This window comes from Noviherbaspirillum album, from assembly GCF_035916955.1.
GTDB classification, from domain to species: Bacteria; Pseudomonadota; Gammaproteobacteria; order Burkholderiales; family Burkholderiaceae_D; genus Noviherbaspirillum; species Noviherbaspirillum album.
Window position 1 is genome coordinate 172,504 of record NZ_JAWIIV010000002.1, and the last position, 21,483, is coordinate 193,986.

Consider the following 21,483-nt stretch of genomic DNA (forward strand, 5'->3'; position numbering starts at 1 on the left):
GAGGTAAAAATGGCGTCGCAAACCACGAAAACGTTGTTAGGGTATTCACTTATCGGCTTAGCGGGACCGGTCACCGTGATTTTGTGGCCGTACCTCGGCGCGTGGACATTGCTGACCCTGCTCCCACTGTTGCTCGTTGCAAGGTCGATGACGTCGGTGCGTGAGGATACGAACGCTATAGATGCTGATGCATTAACGGATGCCGAAGACGAATCCGGTAGGGACAGCGATTACAAAGGACCCACGTTGGAAGAAGAGTTGCGCCTTAATCCGGCGTATTCCATGGTCGCAGGTAATGTGCATCACAACATTACCTCTACCGATCCTAATCCTAATTCACTCTAAATCGGTTCCGGTCTTCGAACTAAGTCGGAGACTGGATATCGGATCACCCTCCCTTATCGCAGGTCGTCACTGCAATCTTGCCCTCATTGTCACTGCCATCAAAAGCCACGAACGGCTCATTGCGTCTCAACGGTTAAAGTGATCCAAATCGTTTAGATGCCGGATGCTCCTGCTTATTTACGTTCGGTGGGCAGGGCCATTTGATACGGTCCTCGAAAACGCGCTCCAGATCGCTGTTTTCGATGCTCCTAGGCAATCTTCCCAATGTTATAAAAGTCGGTGGAAATTCTATCCTCCGAGGGAAGCTCGATGTCTAAGAAATACTCACTCATTCTATCGGCCTTGCTGACGGCATCCATGCTTTCAGCAGGGACGAACACGGTCACCGCTGGGACACCAGCGGAAGCCTATTTCACTACGAATCAGACCTGGACCCCGCCGGCAGGACTCACGACTGTCAAGCGGGTTGTCACCGTCGGCGGAGGCGCCGCGGGAAGCGCGGACCAGTCCGGTAACTTTGGTGCGGCCGGCAAGCCGGCGCCGGGTGGCGCGACTGGCGGCACCGGTTGGGGCGCTGGCGGCGGGGCTGGGTTGGGCGGCGGCGGCGGACAGGCGGGTGCTGTAGTCGACCAGGCGAACGTGGCCGTGTCAGGGCCGGTCTACGTCACAGTCGGCGCGGCTGGGACGTCAGTTGGTGCAAACGGTAGTCAGACTTGTTTCGGCTCTGTCTGCGCGACCGGCGGCAAAGGCGGTGGCGCTTTCAACGATTATTCGCCCGTAAGTGGCGGTCAGGCCGGATGGGGTGGAACGAACGGTACTGGTACAAAGACTTCCCCTGTCCAAGCATTTGGCAATATCTACACAGGACAAACATCCTCTGCCCGAACAGTCACGGTCTACAACAATAGCGGAGGACCTTCCGCCTTTCAAAGTATCGGTACTGCCAGCAACGTCAACGTCTCGGGTGACGCGTGCTCGGGAAGAACCATTGCCGCTGGCGCGAGCTGCACCTTCAGCCTCTCCGTTTCGCCCACGTCCGTTGGCGATCTTACAAGGACAGTTCCTGTCAGGACCGATCGAGGCATTTTGAATGTCGCAGTTCAAGCAACGGGCGAGACACCTCCTAACTGTAATCTGCCATGGGGCGGCCAGATCGCCAGCGGTCAGAGCGTCACTGCCTATAACAGCTACTCCGTCCCATACGGCAATTCCTGCTATGCAGAGACCCGTACTTGTAACGCCGGTACGCTGTCGGGTTCTTACACGGCTTCGTACTGCCAAGTCCAGCCTGGCGCAAGCTGCAGCGTTCCCTGGGGTGGTTCGATCAGCGATGGCCAGTCCATCTATGCATACGATTCGCCGTCCGTTACGTCGCCGTCGTCGTGTTCTGGACAATGGCGCACTTGCTACAACGGCTATCTGAGTGGCAGCGGTTCCTATAACTCTTGCTCGGTTCAAGCAGGCAGTGGCACATGGCAGATGAAAGACTATCTGGGCGATCTAGGATGCGAACCGTGGCAGCCTGCTCAACCTATGCCACAAGGGACATGTTCGCCAATTGGTGCAATTCAGAATTCGTACTCGTGGGTGAATAACGGGCAGTGTGGCAACTGGTCGACAAAGAGTGGATTCTCGTTCATCTGCCAATAAACATTCGTGCGCGCGATCGAAGCCAATGTCAAGTACGGGACTGCGCACAGCGCAGTCTCCGTAGTGGAGCTAAATAATGAGAAAAAATAAACTAAGTTATGGGCCTTTGCTGCTCGCGCTCATCGTTGCCGGCATATGCGACGTGCGTGCTCAGACGGTGCCGCCTTGGGCGGCCGCCAACGCAGCCAACGCGAATGGTGCAGGCATCGTATACGTTCAATACGACGTTCCGCCTCCAGCCAACGTGCAGGCAACTGACGGAACAATCCTGGGAAAGGTCGATATCAGCTGGAATTCGGTGTCGCCAACGGCAAAGTATTGGGTCTATCGCGATGGTGTGCTGATAAGTTCGTCAACCGGCATTACCGCGACCATCTTCACTGACACAGCGCCCGATGGATATAAAACCTACTCCTATACGGTCACCGCTGGCATGGACGGGGGCGTGAGCGATCCCAGTACCGCAAATACGGGATATGCATTGGCTGATGGCAGCGTACTCAAGATGACGGCTACCGATGGTACGGTAACCGACAAGGTCAACATCGCATGGACGAAGGTCGGCGGCGCCGAGGGCTACCGAATCTACAAGAACGACACACTCCTCAATACGGTAACGGGAGAATCGGTCGTCACGTTCTCGGACGCGAGCGTCGCGGGGCAAGCGACAGTGCATGCCTATGCGGTCACCGCATATAAGGGAGCGACTGAAACTTTGAAGTCCACCGATAACGGACACGCCAACGTCACGCCCGCCTCACTCACAGGCGATATGGAAACGCTGATCAACAAGCCTAGCGACCCATACGTGCCAGTCGTGACAGATGCGAATATGCCTGGCGATACGTTTGTCTACGTTGTCACCGCACAAGGAACGAATGGGGTTGTCACTGTTGTCGGCAATAAGCTGATCTATACCCCGAATGTCGACTATCAGGGCAACGACGTCTTCACCGTGCGCGCAACAGACAAGGCCGGGGCGACCGTCACCGGTGACGTCAAGGTATTTGTCGGTTGCCCGAACCCGACCATTTATGGCGCCGAAGCCTCCGACGATCTGACCAACCTGGTCGGCTTGACGCAGGTGGCTAACTGCGGTGATCCCGTCAATACCAAAGTCAGCGTGCAGATCCTGAATGGCGGCCGTGAAATCAAGAAAGAGGCGCTCAGCCTCACAAAGGTAACGGGCGACAACCTGTACTACAGCTTCACAACCGACATCAGCACACTTTCAGACGGAACGTACACGATCAACATGACGATGACGGACGCATATAACCATACAGCGACCGCAAACAGTCAACTCGTGGTCGACTGGAATGGACAGGCAACTCCCAGCTTCACGTACAAGAGCGTTCCAGTTTTCACAGGCTCGACCACGACTGAAAGCTTGGGCAACATCGGTATCAAGTAATGGGGGCCACCGTGAGAAAAAATAAACAAATCGCAACCGCCATCCTATTTGTCATTGCGGCCGCATCCGGAACGGCCCACGCGGCTCCTGCGACCGTGATACAGAAGCTCAATGCCACCTCGGTTGCCGGCGGCCCGATCGATTTGGGTAACAACCGCATGCTGACCATAGTCGGTTACGCTGCTGACGTGGCGACAATGGACTCCGGCACAATCAGCTCTGTGGTGATCCGCAACCTCGACAACGGCGATGTCTACTCGGCGCCTGTTCTCAGGCGAGTCGCGAATTTCGATGCGCTGCTGAGCAAGGCCGGAACGGCGCCGGCGACCGCCAGCAAGCTGGTCAACGCAGGCTTCATCGCCGTGATTGATTCCTATACCTTGCCGGCTGGAACCTATGAAGCGGCAGGAGTCAACTTCACGCCGACGGGTGGGACCGCGGCGGTATCCGTAGTGGCATCGACGAAGGGACTCTTCAGCGTCCCGCAAAATCGGGTGGTCGGCGACATCCTGGTCACAGGACCGGATGGCGCTCCAGTGGCCGTGTCCTTGAAGCCGGGAACCGGAACCGAGACCAAGGGAACAATGTTCCTCAGTGGTTATCCAGCGTTGCGCAATGGGGCCTATACGGTGCGAGCAACAGCGCGTAACAAGTACGGCAAATCGGCCGGAACCGAGTCGATTACCGTTCGCTACACCCGCCCGATTGTAAAAGCAGATATCACATCGCCGTTGGTTGAAGGATTCCCGGGCATGCCAAGCATGCTCACGATCGCCAGTCCACTCGATAACTCCCCGTTGACCGGCACGATTACGGGGAAGATTCTTCTGGAAAATGCGGTGCTGGGAACGGTCAACCTGCAGGGAGTCGATCTATCGACTACAGAAGAGAAAGACGTCGCCCTGGCGCCGAAGCAGCAAGGTCGCTATCAGGTGAGCGGAAAGGCCTCCGCCAGCCGCGGAACGGCACGCATCTGGATCGACGCGCCCGATGCGCCTGATCTGCAGGTTACTGTCGGAAGTTGGGACCCGGACGCAGGGATCAAGGTTCAGAAAAATCGCGAGCTTTACGCGCCGCTTCTTGATCCGGTCCAGATTCTTGCGTCAGCCGAATCGGGGAGCAATTGCAACACGATCTATGGTGTGACGGACGGTGCGACGATGAGCGGCAGTTATGCGCAGCCGTCGTGCGCCGTGCGGTACAAGAACCTTCCTGACGGAGTCGTGCAAGAAGCTGCGATGCGAGGCAGTTTGAAGGGCTATCTCAAGAAGGACGGTGACCACGGCATTGACTTCGAGACCGGCATTCTGTGGACACATCCAGATACTGGGGAAACGGCGTTCTATAAGGCGAAAGACCGCTCCATGAAGCTGGCTGGTATCGAGCCGAACGAGCCCGAAGTCACCTTCGCTCATACGGACAAGCTGGCAATACCGGCGAAAGGATCACCAGGGAAGCTGCTGACACTACCTGGCCAGAACACGGCCGGCCGCGTCACTGTGACCGGCAAGTATCCTGACATGTCGGTGCAGGTTACTGTTGGATCCGGAACTCCGAAAACCGTATCCACGTCGGGCACCTCCTTGCGCGAGTTCATCAACACGACTGTTCCCGGGATCTGGGAAACGCAAGATGTTGTCATTGAGAGCTGGTACAACAAATATCCCGAGAAGAGATTCAAGAAGACGCTGACCTTCACCGCGATCCCGCGTGATCCGGTGGTTGTGCTGACCAACGCGTCGACGGTCTCTACCTCCGACGCCGTTGTCAAAGGCAATCTCGGCGTTTATCAGGGCGCTTCGGGCGGTTTCAAATATAGCCCGACGGAAACCGGCGCTTGGACGGTCCAGCTTTTTGAGGATGACGGAAAGGGCAATCGTACCGCTCTCGGAGAGCCTGTCACTGAGATCGCTGCGGACGGCGCCTTCACCGTCAACCTGGGCAAGCTACCGGCAGGCCGTAAGAACCTCCTCGCCGTCGGTAAGCTCACATCAGCCGACACCGGTGTGACCACGCCTGACATAACGAGCACCAAGGTTTCCCTGATCGTTGCGGACGGCTCGCCGCTGACCGGAAAGATCGAAGTGCGGCAGCCGTCTGGTCCGGTTCCATTTACTCCGTCACTCAATATCCTGCTCGATGGGCAGATGCGTGTTGCAGACATCGGCAAGGTCGAGTGGCTGTCCTCAACGGACGGCGTAAACTTTGCGAAAGTCGATGGCGCGAATACAGGCCTGCGGCCGCAGATGACTACCTCCGGGAAGGTTTGGTATAAGGCGAAGCTGACGAACCGCCACAGCGATGTCGCACATGAGCTCGATCCTGTGCAGGTACAAGCCTTTGCCGTACCCAAAGTGACCGTCACGGGAGACACCGCCACGTTTGTCGGTCAACCGGTTGTCTTGACGGCGTCGACGAATGGACCGGAAGCCGACTACGTTTGGTCGGTTGGCCAGTCTGCGACCGATCGCAATCCACAGGTGGTGTCCGGTGTCGATACGATCACCATCACGCCTACCGCTCCGTCGGATATGTTGATCAAGGTCGTCGCCAGCGAGAAGGGCGCACCTGCCGATAATGCCGCGAAGAATGCATCGGTTACGACGGTGCTTCGCGTAATCCGGCCGGCTGTGCAGAGGCCGATGATTACGGGGCCGGGTTATGTGGAGACAGGCAAGGAATACGAATTCAAGGCGGTCATTCCCTCGCTATTTGCACCGGGCCTGAAGACCAGTCTGGTAGCGAAAGGGCAGTGGGTTCTCCCTGACGGCGCGACCGTCGAGGGCGACACGCTCCGTTATACGATTCAGCCAACCGATCGCGCTCTGCGTTACGAGGCCTGGGTGGAAAACGTGGACGGTACAAAAACCTTCTCCGACTTCGGACTGCGCTCGTGGACCTATGAGTGGCCGGAATGGCAGCTGGTTACAAAGGTTGTCGACAATCGGGTGCCGGCGACCCTGCGATTCCAGGTCTCCCCGAAGAATCCACGCGACAGCCAGAAAATGGGTGGTGAGAAGCCGACCTACAATTGGCAGTTCCCGGCTTCTTTCAAGGTGGTCTCCCAGAGCGCCGAGTCGGTGATGGTGGAAGCTTACGAACCAGGCGAGTTCCAAGCCGTGGCTCGGGTGAGCGATTCTCGCGGCAACGTGACGGAAGTCAATTCTGACCTGATCCAGATCGCGCCGGCGCCGGATCTCATTCCGGAAGTGGCTATCCAGTCGGGGGATCGTTGGAACCGCGCGCCGAACAAGGTGTACGCTAGGGTGAACCTACTTTCCGTGCCGAAGAACGATAGTTTTGAGTCAGCGTCATTCAAGTTGAATGGGAAAGAGGTGGCGTCCGGTAAAGCTGTCGCTACCTTCATCGACATCCCATCGGCCGGAACGCATGAAGTGTCAGCCGTGGTACGAAGCGCTGGAGGCAAAGTTGCTACGGCAACCAAGTCGATTGATCTCGGCACGGGCGATTCGCCTGTGTGTTCGATCCAGCAATATGGCGACGGAAAAACCAGCCTAAGCCTGATCGCTCGGTGCACGGTCACTCAAGGACTCGTCAACGGCTACAAGTGGACAGTCAATGGCCAACCGATGGCGGCGACCAGCTATATGCTGTCGTTCGCTAAGAAGGACCTCGATGCCGGCGTCGTCTCTGCTCAAGTAACTGCAACGACAGACAAAGGGCAAGAGGGAATCGCTACCTGGCCAAACTAGAACTGAGTGCCTAGCACCCAAGACGCCGCCCCTCTGGGCGGCGTTTTTCTTTGGCCAGCAACGCCTGTGTAAAGGTGGTGCTGTCGATCGAGAGTGACCAAACCAACTGATGGAAGGGCGAAAACGACGTCCAATCAGTGTTTTTCGATACTCCGCTCACCGGTCTAGGTGCTTAAAATGTTTTCCATACAAAATTTGCGCCCGACACGATGAATCTCGCACTTGTGACTTCAAACCAAAAAGATCTCGCGGATAACGACGGCATGGCAGAACAGAATATTGGCCAAGCCGGAGATCAAGCGGGAGTTTCCGCCACATTGCGCCGTGTCATCGATCGCTCGCCAACGCGATACAAACTTAACCTTCTTGCCATACTTTGGCCTCCGGTTATGACGGTGCTCGAGTGCGTGACACGCCGGGCCTATGAAATCGGAACACCCAAGGAAGCGGAAGAAATCGTGAGCCGTGCTCTGGTGGCCGGACTCCGTGCCGCGGATGCCGTGATCGACTATACCGCTCCGTCGTGGCCAATGCGTAATGTCGATGCGTTCATGACTGGCGTGAAGGAGTATGCGAACGGCCGAAACGTCTTTCCCTGCCACGCGGCGATGCTGACCTGTGATTCTCTGCCCGCGTGCCGATCCGTACCGGCAATTGATGCCGACACAGAAATGATTGGAAGCGGTTCGGCCCCGAAAAGACCCACTGGCCCATGCGCCGAGTGATGAAAGAGGTAATTTATCCCGTATTCCAGCCTGTTCTGGACCTGAGGACATCCAAGTTTGGGTGGCTGGAAGCATTGGCACGCATCGAAGGCGACGCTACTCTACGTGGTCATATCGATTTAATACAGCGGGCCGAGAAAGAGGGATTCATTCACGAAATCGACCTGGCGATGGTCGACGAGCTCATTCGCCAATATGATCCGGCCGAGCTGCCAATCTCGGTCAACCTTTCCGTACTGACGATCGAGCAGCATACAGATAGCCTGCTCTCGATGCTTGAAGATAACCCGGGTCCAGCGTCGTCACTTATCCTCGAGATCACGGAAACGCTTCCGATTCGGGATGTTCAAACCGTCGAGGACTTTTGCTCGATCGCTAAAGCGCTTGGCTGCCAAATTGCAGTGGATGATTGCGGTGCCGGCTACTTCACGGCGGAGCTGGTCATGCGCTTGGCTCCAAACATCATCAAGCTCTCGCAGTCGCTGGTCAACAGGGTGTCGGAAACGCAAGACTTCTCGCTACTGCTGGAGATCTATGGAATCAGTAGCGTCACCAGGGCGCGCATAGTGGCGGAAGGAATAGATACGCTCGATAAGCTCCAACTATTGAGCAGCATGGGTTGCCATTACGCGCAAGGTTACCTAATCGCGCGACCTGGCCGACTTCAATCCTTCTGGAACCACCACCTATACCCTGCAAAGCTATTGTCACAGACAAAAGTGGCGGTCACTTCTACCTATCACCAGTCGGTGAGATACCACACCCAGAAGATTGCATAAGCGATCAAGGCCGCCATCGCAGTCCGCAGTTTCGTCCTGTTCCACTCAGCCCAGCCTGTCTGTAATGCTTCACGATAGAGCCGATCGACTTCGGTCTCCGTGAGGGAAGGCTTTCGCTTCAAAGTCTTTTTTCGGAAGACGTTGTATAACATCGTGCGCCCGTCATCCTTTCCTTGGAGCCAGGCTTTCACGCTCCGCGGATCATTTCCCGCATGATCGGTATAGATTTCCACTTGGGACTCCCTTCACGAATATTCACGATGAACAATAATGGCTGAGCGTACACAGTCCAGTTGACCATTTCTGAAAAAGTTTTGCGGTGCGTGATCGTCCAGCGTTTTGGACGGCCGGCGCATGGGTAGTACAGAATTAGATTCTGTAAGCAGAAACAATTCAACGAGAGAGTAGCTCGGTATCCCACGGATCGCGCGGGAACCCTTCTGCGGGGCTAACAGGGGTTTTGTCGGACCGATGATTACCGGGTTGGTCGTCACGCTGCGTGTAATGGGCTTCGCAACATAACATGCCGTTCTTGACTTACGCAGCAAGAAGGTAGAGATGCTCGACCCCTAGAGTAGGGTCGAGCCGGGGGTCAATTGGCCATTACTCCAGAGGCCCAAAGGTCACCGAGATCGGGCTCATATTTCTCTCCCTCCGCCGGCGGTGTCTCGTCACTGGCCGACCGGCGGGCCTCGACGGCGGGTTGCGCCCTCGCACTTTGGTGTTCCACCGAGGCCTGTTTGGGCTCTGCAATGCCATTGGTTGCGATCAGTGTTCGGCCGCGCTCGATTGCTAGACCCATGCTCGCCAGCAGATACAAGCGCTTCGCTCGATGGTAGGGTGCGAGATCCAAGAGTTCCTTCGCAAGTTCATCCGTGGAGGACTGAGAGATGCGAAGAGTGACGCGTATGCTATTGGTACTGTCAGACATGGGTTAACCCGCAATGGCAGTAAGGCGGTCCGCGATGTTAGTAGAAGGGAAGGTCATCTATGCCTAACCTGTGTCCGTTACGCGGGAACAGCGCTAGCTCGCGCAGCAGACGACGCCCAATTCGAGCCGATAATCTGAAAACCGCGTACGTTTGCAAACTGCGGATCGGTCAGCTTCACGATCTTGTGTGCGGGAAACTTGGCTTGAAGTGCCTTCTGGAAGATCGTAGCGCCGCCTCCGGAGAGGAAGATATTGTCGATGTCGTCGCCCACGCCCACATTCTTCTCGAGAGCGCTGATAGCCTGATCAATCACGGCATCACCAGCCGATAGATACTTTGTCAGATCAACCTCGTTACCGAACAGTCGAAATGACTCGTTATTGCAAAGTGCGGAGTCGATGCGGCTCACTACACTAGAGATGCTTGCTCTCGCCTCAGCTTTGTTGTCACGAAGGACGGAATCAGCGATCGCGCGAACGACCGCCGCCATTCCACGTTCCACCGATCCGCTTCGTGCATTACTTGGCGCCATACCCTGAGTGAGCATCCAGTCGAAAGTGTTGTACCCCGGATCAACGATAAGATTCACCCGTTTCTTCAATTCTTCGAGACTACGCTGGCGAAACCCGTAATCGAAAAAGGCGCCTAAGGGTTGCGGCAGAACCCGCACTTGGCCGATCTCAACTGTAGCGCCTGACACATTGACGACATGTTCGCCAACGACCTTCTCCTGCAGCGGCTTCGCCATATCGTTCATTGTCAGGCTGGGTAGTCCAAGGATCAGCCAGTCAATGCGATTTTCGGGGAGATGGGGAAGCATGTATGACAGGGCGCCATAGAGCCTGGCCATGTAAGCATCAGAAATGGCGAAATCGCGGGAGAGGATTTCGGAGGCATCATTCGCGCCCTCTGCGCCGATTACGTTTTTGCCTACCTCGTATTTTTTACCGTTTACGGCGACGGTCACCGTATCCAGCTTCGACATTACGCCGCTAGACATATCGAAGCCCTGCGAGATCGGTGAGCGTGAAGGAAAGCCGTCGCATTCGATCTTCCCCGAATCGAATTGGTGGCGAAGTACATATTTGATGTGGCCATAACCAACGTCGATGGCACGGACAACTGGAAGCGTAGAGGATTTGGACATCTATTAATCTCCATGTGTAAGGTCTGCAACTAGGCCACTAATTGTTGCAGAGTTGGGCATCCAGTTCTGGGCTAAAAGTGACCTAAACGGGCAGCATTGCGGCGCTACCGCCGCAGCAGCGAAAAAAAACGCGTCTCTGCGGAGGCGCGAATGCCAACAGCGATCCATGCGCATGCATTTATCCGTCGCTAGAGCGAAGCGCTGAGGGTAAATGTTGAACAAATGGTGAACATTTCGCTGGCTGAGCCACGTACGACACTGGGACTAGCCCCACCAATTGGAAAATGTTGAACAAATGGTGAACATTTTCTCAGTGCGTACCGGGGGCAGATAAGTCGATTAGAAAATGTTGAACAAATGGTGAACATTTTCTCAGTGCGTACCGGGGGGCAGATAAGCCGATTAGAAAATGTTGAACAAATGGTGAACATTTGGGGAACATCGGGTCGCCGCACTTCATAACTCACGCTACTTGAGCTTCTTAATAGTCCACAAATTGCCCATCGTGGCGCCGTTGTTCTCGACGTATAGAGCAGCTGCCGGTTCTGGGATGGGCATTCGTCTACCTGTGCGTTCCACTATGTTGCTTGGATTGGCACCAAGAAAGTGGCGTTCCCGCTGCAAATAGGCCCCTATGGACTGTCGTCGTTTCTGAGAGGCGAAGCGGTATGCCGAGGAAAAATACAAATAGATTTTCGAGGTAATCGAAAAGGTAGGAAAAAACATATTGACGGGCGAAACATTAAGGATCTAGAATTTCCTTGTCTTGAGTGGTGGCGCACTTTTTAAAACGCTGTGGACCCTGTGCTCTCCACCCCGAGTGTCCCTTGTGGATGCGAAGGAAACCGCAGTTACCCGTTTGTGCCGGTGCTACACCGGGCAGACACAAGTGCCAGGGGAAGTGATTGGCATTTGGCGCCATTACGTATCTACGGATGCGTGATAACCCACCAGGGACTATGTACCGCTGGGGGCATATAGAGGTTGGACCTGAGTTCTACGCATCATTGTGAAGAACCTGCGTTCAACGACCGCACTTGTGCGGTGTGTAATGACCGGCGTCCTGCCGGTCAGCAGCTGAAGAACGGAAGATCATCTCCGTGGAGCGTCGGGCCGTCCGTTGTCGAAACGGTCTGGTAAGGACGCCGGCCGACCTTGCGGCTGTCATGGTTTCGCCCAGACAGACCAATATGGGAAGGTTGAAACCCCACCATGATCTTGCGCTGCCATTCCAATAGGGATGGGCAAAACGGCGCTAGGCGATGTGGCTCATCGCTCACCGAGGGAACTCTTCTGCTTTTCCGCTTGATTATTCAAGAGAAATTGCGCGCGACGCATGGCTATTGTCATGCGACTGTGGCTCCTGGTTTCTGCAACACTGGAGACGGTCCACGGGGAAAAGCGACTCGGAATGCCCTGTTGGCAGGGGCTCAATTACCTATGCGGTCCGCTATGATGCGGTCCGAGGCAATTTCTAATTTTCTATCGGGGTGGTAGTCCGTTATGAACGGATGCCGTGGGATTCGCCACGCTACCCTGGTCAGGACCCTCCGGATGGACGGGTGAGGCTGAGAGCCCATTCGCCATATTGTCTCCGTCGACTATCACGTCGAAAGGAGCACCGGACTGGGAGGCTCTACGGACGCTATGAAGCGTTTCGTAACCTTTCACGCAATAGCCGAAATGCTTTGCGTTGTAGCCAAGTGATTCACAACTCTAACCTACGCCATATACCGCAAAGAGCGCTTCCCCCGCTCGACAATCTAGCGGCCTCGCCAGGTCGTCCGAAGTAATTCGGGAGCTTCATCATGAATATCAATGTGCCGTCCGGTAGGGACGGCGTGCATGTGTACGTCCTTAACAAACCTGAGCACGGTACAGAGGCAATAAGCCCAGACACCGACGTCCGCTACTTAATTGTCCGTGAGCGCCCTAGCGGTTCTGAAAGCTGGAGCGAAGTCGTTGAACCTGATTCGGAGGAGAACAAACATGAGAGATAACACTTCTGAGGCAATGTTGCCTAAGCCGTTGGTAGATGCACTCGACCGTCACTTGAACCATCGGGGCCGGCGGACAGTAAAGGATGACCGTAACGTCGGCGATTACACCCTCGTAAGCCGTCGGTCAGGTTTGCTATGTGGCTTTGCCGAACTGCGGCATATGGGCTTCAAGCTGACGACACCGGATAGCCTTCGGGAGAATCACATTAAGGCTTTGGTGAGCTACTGGGTGCAACAGGAATTCTCTGCCTCAACTATCCAGAATCGACTTGCCCACTTCAGAGCGCTTTCTAAGTGGATCGGCAAGCCTGGCATGGTTCGGTCGACGATGTCCTACGTTGACGAGGCTAATCGCCATCGGGTACGTCGGACGGTTGCCGCGCAAGAGAACCTCAGCTGGAAAGGTAAAGGCATCGACGTGACTGAGGTAATCAAGGAGGCTGAACGTCGAGATAAGTATACGGCGCTGTACCTCCGTCTGATGCATGCCTTTGGATTGCGGCTTAGGGAAGCCATCTGTCTGCGCCCGCTGGTCGATGTCGCTGACAATGGGCACTTCTTGTCTGTGAGGGACGGCACCAAAGGTGGGCGGCATCGTATTGTCCAAATCGAGACGGACTATCAGCGCGAGACACTCTCTCTAGCAGCTGCCATGTCGCAACCAAAGAACAAGCGAATCATTGCTGCACACCGTTCATTGGAGCAGGCCTACCAACGAACCCGCTATCAAATGCGGAAGCTGGGTCTGACCCGGGAAGGTCTTGGCGTCACGGCTCATGGCTTGAGGCACCAATATGCCCAGAACCGCTATGAGAAGATTGCAGGGATACCCAGCCCAATTTGCGGAGGCGACCCGGCTCAGATCGATCGGGACACCCATCTGCACGCGTGCTATGACGTCATGCAGCAACTGGGACATAGCAGGGTGGATGTTGCAGCGTCCTACTATGGAACGCACGGACACGCGCTGCGGGGCAAGGACAATCCTGGAATGCCTTGGGAGAGAGAGGCGCGCAAGGCCAAGGCGCTTCAGGCCGCGAAAGCCGGCGAATCGGCAAGAGTGATGCCGAACTATGGAGAGGTAATCAATCGCGCGACCAAAGTGCAGTACTCCTTTGTCCTCAAGGCGCAGCCAACAGCACTTTCCGCGGGTGCCCATGAACCAGGTGAAACGGAGGCGTCATGACCGCAACGATGTACAACGAGGACGCTCGGCGGCGAAGGATGGCGATCATCGGGGCCTCCTTGGCCGGCGTGAAGGCACTTGCGCATGGAGTAGCGGCCGTGGCGTTCTATTTTCTCGACCACGACGTTGTCGGCGCCGGACTGCAGGTGGCTGGCACGGTAATTTGGGTAGGTAAGGCAGCCTGGGAGATGCGTTGATGGACACCACGACCTATATATAGTGATGAATGGAAATCCACCGTCTCCAAAGCGAGTCCAGAATGGCGATCGTACTGTGAGGCGCTTTCCAGAGTGAAGCGATTCTTCCGCCTCCAGCTCACAAGCGGACGGAACTTGGCCGTAGCGGACTTCAAGCAGTACGTGTCCCTACTGGAGGGCGATGGCGAAGCGCAGCCTCGCCGCGTGCGTGAAGCCATCGACAAGCTTCAGTCGGATTTCAACTTGATCGGCATCCACGAGGGTGACCAGATCAAGGCCGAGATCCTGAATGAACTTCAAAAGCAGCCGGAGCCAGTCAGCAGCTGAGATTGGCGCGGCCGCTAACAAATTTCAAAAACGCTACCCTGAAATTCCGACAATAGGAAGGCTCAGTGACGCCCGCGCATCTCGTGGCGTACGTGCCTTGAACGAATAGGGAAGCAGAGATAAGGAAAGGAGGTCCAAGATGCCAATATTCGAGGCATTTTCACCCGAAGTCGAACAGGTACTCCTGGCGCTTCGGTCCGGCGATCGCGTGAGCGATACCGCGCCGGCAGCCACACAGGTTCAGCAAGCCTTGAAACGGTTCGAGGAGACGATTGCCGACGGTGCTGGCGCCGATGACGATAGTCGGTCGAAAGACCTGCGGCGTCGATACCATAGGCCGGGTCCGAAGTCGGCATTGTTTGCTCGCCTGCTGGCGGGGAAAGATCCATTGCCGTATCCGCCGCCGACCAGCTTTTCCTATCCATGGTACGAGCTGATCGAGCAACCGGGCCCGCATCTCATCAATACCGTGGGTGGCGTCGCCAGTCTGGTTGCGATCATGAACGGAGACATGGGCACGGGGTGTGCAAGGCACCTGCTTCTCAACCAGTGCATCTGGGGCGTCGAGCACGCCAACGATGCGGCCGAGGAGCTGCTGGCCATCCAGGACGAGTTCACGAAGAGCGCGGGGCCGGAGCCTGCACTTGCTCCCTATTGGAGCCGGGTTCGCGCCGCATACTCAGCCGGTCCAGTGTTCATTGTCCGGTATGGACGGTGGGAGCCGTTTCGCATGGAACTGGGGAGGTTGACGACGACGGCCAGGCGCGATCATGCCGAGCGGTCGGTGTCGCTGGGTGGCCGGATGGAATCAATGTTCGGGCCGCTGGATGTCTCCGGTCTAGATCTGAACGCAAAGATCGGAGCTGTTCAGTCGCACTTCAATTTGGCAAACCATCTGCAGCGCCGGCGGCTGGCCAGATTGCCCACTTCGTCCAGTGACTCAGTGCTGGTCGAAGCGGAGCGGCGTGACGATGAGCTGGCGATCGCTGCCTACCGCGCCAACCCCTCGGCCTACGATTTCGTGGGTTTTGAGATCGATGCGTGGACGCTCACACAAGCATAAGCAATTTAACAACTTGAAAAGGAGTCTTTGATGGCCGCTGATAAACAACGCAAGGAAGTCGTACGCTTGGTGGATGGATGTAATGATTTAACGCTACCTCGTGCTCGACTTGCCGAGGTACTGGTCTGCGACGAAGCCAGCATCGAGCGCGTGCTGGACGCAATGGGCTTTCAAAGCTGCAACTGCTGCAGCGTTTGGAAGACTGCGGCGGATCTCCCAGTCGAGGATCCGGAAGGCCCGGGCGAGCGACTCTGTGAGGCCTGCGCGACCGAAAAGAGATTGGCGACTGCGACATGACTGGATCGAAAAGGCCTTTCAAGTTGGAGACCTGCATAGCAATTGCCGCGCTGGCAGTTGCATTGCCGGCGCCGGCCGCGACGACGTTGGAGGGGAAGGTCAGGCGAGTATCGGATGGCGATACGGTCGTGCTTGTGGTCGGCGGCCGAGACGAGTACCGCATCCGGCTGGCGCACATCGACGCGCCTGAAGTAGCGCACAAGGAAGGAGAAAAAGACCAGCCATTTGGCCCACAGTCCGGCGATTCGCTGAGTGAGCTCGTGCTCAGGAAGCAGGTAACAGCGGTTTGTAACGGCGCTGACCATAATGGACGCCCTATATGCGATATCTATATAGGTACGCTCCATGTCAATGCGGAGCAAGTGCGGCGTGGATACGCAATGGTGTACAAGCGGTTTGTGCCTCAGGGATCACCGCTGTATGCAGTGGAAGAGGCCGCGCGGCGGCGACAAACTGGGTTGTGGGTCGATCCTAATCCAATACCGCCCTGGGAATGGCGCAGGATGATGAAGCGATGAAGGCGTACGCATTCAAAAGCGTGGTGCCGGCATCAAAGACGTTCTCGGTGGAAGATGATGCGGTCTTGCGAGTGGGGCGCTCCGCACCTAGTGTGTACCTCACCAGTGAAACCGCCATGCGGTATGCTCGGACGCTGCGATGGCTTATGGGCCGGATGAGGGGTGAGAGTCTCACGCCGGAGAAGCGGGTCCTACTTGTCACGGCGGTCGAAGGGCTACTGAAGCTGCTCGAGGCGCCGCAGCATCTTCAGAGCCGCGTAGCGGGGCAAGACGAATAGGTAGAAGGGTATATCTTCTGGGAGGCGGCCTCCCACCGTACGGCGAGGGAGCAGGACATCTTTGGATGCCTGCTCTTTTTTTATGTCAGGCCGGTAGCGCTTCGGCGAGTTCTTTGCACTTGGCCTCGGTGAACCTACCGGTGTTGCTGTGACCTTCCAAAATAGACACAACGTTTTGGCAATTGCAGCGACTAAGGGCTGTGTATTAGCAAAATCCATTGCTTCTTGCTGAGTTACAAGAGCAGCGAGGAATTTCCGCTTACGGCCGATGGTGTTGAAAAACGTCCCTTGATCTCTGATGAGGAGGGCGTAATGTAACAGGACGACATCGCCGTGGAGGCCATCATGATGGGGAAGCAACTTATTCCTCGGCAACGAACTGAGCTGATTAATCTAGAAGAATTCGTCCCACAAGACCATCTGCTGAGAGCCATTGACCGTCATCTCGACCTAACAGAATTCCGCGCGCATCTAACGGACTTCTATAGCCAGATAGGGCGGCCTTCGGTAGATCCAGAACTGATCATCCGCATGCTAATTATTGGCTATTGCTACGGGATCCGTTCTGAGCGCCGGCTGTGTGAAGAGGTGCATCTAAATCTGGCGTACCGCTGGTTCTGCCATCTTGGCATCCATGACCGGGTCCCGGATCACTCGACCTTCTCCAAGAACCGCCATGGTCGGTTTCGCGATAGTGATGCTTTCCGTGAATTGTTCGAGTCAGTACTGCGCCGATGTATAGCCGAGAATCTTGTTAGTGGCGAAGGCTTTGCCACGGATGCGAGCGTCATCAAGGCGGATGTTCGGCGCCAGCATGCGGTAAGAGGTGTACAAGAGATTGACTGGGGCAATCCCGATCAATGGACTCGTCCAGTTAGAGAATACCTTGCTGCATTAACCGCAGCCAATCCTCTCGCCGATCCACCGAAGTCTATCTCGCTAACGGATCCAGGAGCTTCCTGGACGGCCACTGCGGGTCCTGCCTTCTTTGCCTATTCAACTAATTATCTGGTCGATGTAAAGGCCGGCATCATTGTCGATGTTGAGCCATCATCAACTAACCATGGTGCACAAGCACAGGCGACACGTATCATGATCGACCGAGTCGAGCAGCGATTCCAACTGAAGCCGCAACGGTTGATTGGCGACACAGGTTACGGGTCTGCCTCTATGTTGGGCTGGCTAGTTAAACAGAAAGGCATTGAGCCACACGTGCCGGTATGGGACATGTCAGCACGCAAGGATGGAACCTTTGCTGCAAGTGACTTCATCTGGGACGCCACTGCGAACGAATACCGCTGCCTGGGTGGACAGGTATTGCGCAGTCAATGGCGGACATTTACCAATCCACGGTCCCACATTACCAAAGCTGACACGATTCTCTATCACTCCACTAAGCAAGACTGCCAACACTGCAGTCTGAAGCCGCAATGCTGTCCCAATACGCCAACCCGCAAGATCGCGCGCAGCATCCACGAAGATGCGCGTGACTTGGCTCGCAGCATTATGGACACACCGCAGTATCAGCAGTCCCGATGCGAGCGCAAGAAGGTGGAGATGCTGTTTGCCCATCTCAAGCGCATTGTGAAGCTGGACCGCTTAAGACTGCGCGGACTATCAGGGGCACACGATGAATTCTTACTGGCGGCGACGGCACAGAACCTAAGACGCTTGGCAATACGGTTGACTCATGCAGCCCTAGTTGGACCATCGTTAACCTGATAACTAGGCACTAGATGAGTTACGACGTCCTAATGTGCACTACTCGACACAGCGAATTCTACGATTTGCGCTACCACCGTGTTGCCCAAGCACTATTTCAACACCATCGGCCACAAGCAGACATCCAAGCAGATCCGGCAGAACGAACAGGTTCCGACCCCTATGCCCGTATGCCCCTATGCGAAAAAGGTCAAGGGAGAGAACCGCGCGAGTTTTCCGTTTCGTAAAAGGTCTGGTCGAGAGCGGCGATGACCTGTCCAATCTGATATGGCTTGCCCAGTACCTTCACGTCCGGGAATGTTACCCTCCGTTCGGAATAGCCAGTGGCCAGCACGACTTTCAAGTCCGGGTATTGCTCGCGAACGATCTCGGACAACCGGATGCCGTCGATCTTGCCTGGCATGACCACATCGGAAAAGACCAGGTCAAATTGGTGCCCGGATTCGAGCAGCCCAAGCGCCTGTTCACCATCATTTGCTGACATCACATTAAATCCATGCGCTTCCAGCGCCGGGTGCACCGTTTCCCGTATCAAAGGATCGTCTTCGACGAAAAGAATGGACTGGTTTCGAAAAGCTGCTGGCCGACTATGAGCTAGCTTCACATCTTCCCGTTCCACCTGCTTTGCCGATGAGCGTGGCAGCAAAATGGAAACTTCGAGTCCTTTACCGGGTTCGCTGCGCAGGTTCAGCACACCATTCATCTGCTTCACAAACCCGTACACCTGTGCCAGCCCCATACCGGAACCCTTGCCGACTTCTTTCGTCGTGAAAAACGGATCGACGGCCTTGGCGAGCACCTCCGGTGTCATTCCTTCGCCAGTGTCGGCAATCGTCAGGCGCAGATATTCTCCAGGTGCGAGTTCACTGCTGGCGTCAACGATGACTTCATTGCGGCCTTCAATTCGAAACGCACCTCCGCTTGGCATGGCGTCCCGCGCATTCATAGCTAAGTTGAGCAACGCTAGCTCGAACTGCAATGGATCGATCTCGACCGGCCACAAGTCTTCTTGCAATTGCAGCTCAAACGCAATGGTACTTGGCAAAGCCCCGTGAAGTAGTGGGATCATGCTGTTGATCTGCTCGGCCAGACTGACCACTTTCAAATGTGCATCCTGCGCCCTGCCGAAAACCAGCAGCTGCCTTGTCAATTCGACGCCACGTTGCACAGCGCGCCTGGATGCCTCGAGCGTGGTTTTGACTTTCGGACTTTCCGACGTCATCAGCGCCACTTCAATACCCATGGTCAGAGTTTGCAGGACATTGTTGAAATCGTGCGCAATGCCACCCGTCAGGCGCCCAAGTGCCTCAAGCTTCTGCGCCTGTTGCAACGCTTTACGGGCTTCGTTGAGCGAATGTAGACGCTCCCGGTCCCGGCGCTCGGCATCCTTGCGCCCGGTAATGTCGCGGATAAAAGCATTCGTCACATAGCCCTGGCCATTATGGTATCCCGTCAAGGCCAATTCCACAGGGATGCGGGAGCCATCACGCCGCAAGGCTTCCAGCTCCACTACTGTGTCCATCAAGGCGCCGCTGCCGGTGGCGATAAAACGCCGGTATCCCGCATCGTGTGCCGCCCGCTTTTCTGGGGGAATGATCAGCTCACTGATGTCTTTTCCCAGGGCTTCCTTGGCCGGCCAGCCAAAGGTACGCTCAGCCTTCCGGTTCCAGTCGGTGATGCGGCCGTTGCCATCTGCGCTAAGAAAGGCGTCGTGGGAATTGTCAATAATGATCTGAATTCGTCTTTGCTCTTCCTCCAACCGCCTGAGGGAGTCCTGAAGCGCTGCTTCATTGTGCTTGCGGTCAGTAATGTCCGAAGCGGTGCCAACGATGCGCAACGCCTTGCCCCCAGGGTCGCGGCTGACTACCATTCCGCGCTCTAAGACCCATTTCCAGTCTCCATCCTTGCAGCGCAGGCGGTGCTCACTAGTGTATCCAGGAGACTCGCCAGACAAATGCGCCTCAAGAGCCTTGTGAAAAGCCGGCAGATCGTTCGGATGAATGCGCCCGGTCCATTCATTCACGTTGTCGCCGACCTCCGATTCCCGATAACCCAGCAGTGCTTTCCAGCGCAGCGAAAGGGTGACCTTCTGGGCCGGCAGGTCGAGGTCCCACACGCCGTCACCGGCGCCTTCCAGCGCGAACTTCCAGCGCGCTTCGCTCGCCGCCAGAGCAGTCGCATCCCTGGCGCGCTGCTGTAGGCTTCGCAGGAGCACATGGCCGACGAGCACGAGCAGGAGCGACACGCCCAGGCCAGCCAATAGGTACACACGGCGTTGTGCGTAATAGGGTGTCAGGATGGTATCTATGGATTGGCCAACCGTTACTGCCAAGCCAATCTTGGGCAATGCACGCCAAGCGTACATGCGTTCGATGCCATCAATCTCCGATGGCGCGCGATACCAGCCATTGTCAGCCTTCGGGCCGACCCAGAAGGTTTCCCTCATCGCTTTTCCAAGCGCCAGTTCCGGCTTGGGCGAGCGCGCCAGGATTTCACCGCTGCGGTGCAGCACCGTGGTGGCGCCACCCGCTCCCAAATGGATGGTGTCAAAAAATCGGGAGAAATAATCGGGGGCGACCGACAGCACGATCACCCCGGCAAACTGGCCACTTGGCCCAATGATGGGGCGCGTGAACTGAACGCTCCAGCGTTTTGATACACGACCCAGAATCGGCTTGCTAATAAAGAGCTTGTCACCGGGCGTATCCGCATGCACGCGGAAATGCTCCCGGTCGCTCAGGTTAATTCCCTTGGCTTGCACATCGCTGCTAGAAAACTGCAACGAGCCGGCCGCGTCGATAATACCCACTTGGAAGCCTACTTCCTCGGCAAGATAGGTTTGCCGCTTTTGCACGGCATCGGCGAAGTCAAGCCCAGCCGTTTGCCAGCGATCGCGCAGGTCAATGAGGGTCATATCAATCGAATCGACCGACGAAGTGACTTCTTCGGCAAATGCGCGCGCCAAATTCTGTGTCTCGACCTGGCTGCTGACAATTGATTGCTTGTGCAGGCGATGCAAGTCGTAAAAAATCAGGGACCAGAGGAGCGCCAAAGCACTGATCAAGCCAACGGCACCTTGTAGCCGTAGGGGTAAGCGGGACAACGCAATTTGTTTCATCGTCGGAGAGAACTGCAGGAACGCACCAATACCATCACCTGTTGCACCGGTTCAACATATAAATTCCCTTGT

Annotated in this window: 17 protein-coding genes; 13 read left to right on the top strand and 4 right to left on the bottom strand. The window is 56.0% G+C overall.

The genetic code is table 11. The annotated features are described in order from the left end of the window. Positions 1 to 9: 9 nt before the first annotated feature. The 5 genes from RY831_RS03605 (at position 10) to RY831_RS03625 (ending at position 8,626) form a co-directional block, all read left to right on the top strand. On the top strand, positions 10 to 345 hold the full coding sequence (locus tag RY831_RS03605) for a hypothetical protein (protein WP_326504968.1): 336 nt from the start codon (positions 10 to 12) through the stop codon (positions 343 to 345). Between the two features lie 1,726 nt (positions 346 to 2,071). Next, positions 2,072 to 3,409, top strand: coding sequence for an Ig-like domain-containing protein (locus RY831_RS03610; RefSeq protein WP_326504969.1), 1,338 nt, complete (start codon positions 2,072 to 2,074; stop codon positions 3,407 to 3,409). An 11-nt stretch (positions 3,410 to 3,420) separates the two neighbouring features. After that, positions 3,421 to 7,122: a hypothetical protein gene (locus tag RY831_RS03615; RefSeq protein ID WP_326504970.1), complete on the top strand. Its 3,702-nt coding sequence runs from the start codon at positions 3,421 to 3,423 to the stop codon at positions 7,120 to 7,122. A gap of 209 nt (positions 7,123 to 7,331) precedes the next feature. After that, positions 7,332 to 7,847, top strand: coding sequence for a hypothetical protein (locus RY831_RS03620; RefSeq protein WP_326504971.1), 516 nt, complete (start codon positions 7,332 to 7,334; stop codon positions 7,845 to 7,847). Continuing rightward, a complete protein-coding gene (locus RY831_RS03625) occupies positions 7,847 to 8,626 on the top strand; it encodes an EAL domain-containing protein (protein ID WP_326504972.1) in 780 nt (259 codons plus the stop codon). Before RY831_RS03620 ends, RY831_RS03625 begins: the two co-directional genes overlap by 1 nt. Here the strand turns inward: RY831_RS03625 and RY831_RS03630 are convergent. The 3 genes from RY831_RS03630 to RY831_RS03640 all read right to left on the bottom strand — a co-directional run bounded on the left by RY831_RS03630 (position 8,587) and on the right by RY831_RS03640 (position 10,705). Next, complete coding sequence (locus RY831_RS03630) at positions 8,587 to 8,859, bottom strand: hypothetical protein (protein ID WP_326504973.1); 273 nt, start codon at positions 8,857 to 8,859, stop codon at positions 8,587 to 8,589. The genes RY831_RS03625 and RY831_RS03630 overlap by 40 nt on opposite strands. Before the next feature lie 359 nt (positions 8,860 to 9,218). Further along, entirely contained in the window at positions 9,219 to 9,479 is a 261-nt protein-coding gene (locus tag RY831_RS03635; protein WP_326504974.1) for a hypothetical protein, read from the bottom strand. Between the two features lie 155 nt (positions 9,480 to 9,634). Beyond that, a complete protein-coding gene (locus tag RY831_RS03640; protein WP_326504975.1) occupies positions 9,635 to 10,705 on the bottom strand; it encodes a PRTRC system protein D in 1,071 nt (356 codons plus the stop codon). A gap of 1,808 nt (positions 10,706 to 12,513) precedes the next feature. On the opposite strand from RY831_RS03640, the gene RY831_RS03645 reads away from it, so the two are divergent. From RY831_RS03645 to RY831_RS03680, 8 genes are all read left to right on the top strand, one after another. Then, the gene (locus RY831_RS03645; RefSeq protein ID WP_326504976.1) at positions 12,514 to 12,705 is read left to right on the top strand and encodes a hypothetical protein; all 192 of its coding nucleotides are present in this window, start codon (positions 12,514 to 12,516) and stop codon (positions 12,703 to 12,705) included. Next, complete coding sequence (locus RY831_RS03650; RefSeq protein ID WP_326504977.1) at positions 12,695 to 13,891, top strand: integrase domain-containing protein; 1,197 nt, start codon at positions 12,695 to 12,697, stop codon at positions 13,889 to 13,891. The genes RY831_RS03645 and RY831_RS03650 overlap by 11 nt, the downstream gene beginning before the upstream one ends. Continuing rightward, positions 13,888 to 14,088, top strand: coding sequence for a hypothetical protein (locus RY831_RS03655; protein ID WP_326504978.1), 201 nt, complete (start codon positions 13,888 to 13,890; stop codon positions 14,086 to 14,088). The genes RY831_RS03650 and RY831_RS03655 overlap by 4 nt, the downstream gene beginning before the upstream one ends. Before the next feature lie 135 nt (positions 14,089 to 14,223). Beyond that, entirely contained in the window at positions 14,224 to 14,415 is a 192-nt protein-coding gene (locus RY831_RS03660; protein WP_326504979.1) for a hypothetical protein, read from the top strand. Between the two features lie 139 nt (positions 14,416 to 14,554). After that, positions 14,555 to 15,478: a hypothetical protein gene (locus tag RY831_RS03665; protein WP_326504980.1), complete on the top strand. Its 924-nt coding sequence runs from the start codon at positions 14,555 to 14,557 to the stop codon at positions 15,476 to 15,478. A 30-nt stretch (positions 15,479 to 15,508) separates the two neighbouring features. Continuing rightward, on the top strand, positions 15,509 to 15,775 hold the full coding sequence (locus RY831_RS03670) for a hypothetical protein (protein ID WP_326504981.1): 267 nt from the start codon (positions 15,509 to 15,511) through the stop codon (positions 15,773 to 15,775). Further along, positions 15,772 to 16,293, top strand: a complete 522-nt coding sequence (locus tag RY831_RS03675) for a thermonuclease family protein (RefSeq protein WP_326504982.1) — start codon at positions 15,772 to 15,774, stop codon at positions 16,291 to 16,293. The genes RY831_RS03670 and RY831_RS03675 overlap by 4 nt, the downstream gene beginning before the upstream one ends. A 623-nt stretch (positions 16,294 to 16,916) precedes the next feature. After that, positions 16,917 to 18,293 carry a transposase gene (locus RY831_RS03680; RefSeq protein ID WP_326504983.1) on the top strand — a complete coding sequence of 459 codons (1,377 nt, stop codon included), beginning with the start codon at positions 16,917 to 16,919 and terminating at the stop codon, positions 18,291 to 18,293. 190 nt (positions 18,294 to 18,483) lie between these two features. Here the strand turns inward: RY831_RS03680 and RY831_RS03685 are convergent, their stop codons facing one another. Continuing rightward, positions 18,484 to 21,357: a PAS domain S-box protein gene (locus tag RY831_RS03685; RefSeq protein WP_326504984.1), complete on the bottom strand. Its 2,874-nt coding sequence runs from the start codon at positions 21,355 to 21,357 to the stop codon at positions 18,484 to 18,486. Positions 21,358 to 21,483 lie beyond the last annotated feature (126 nt).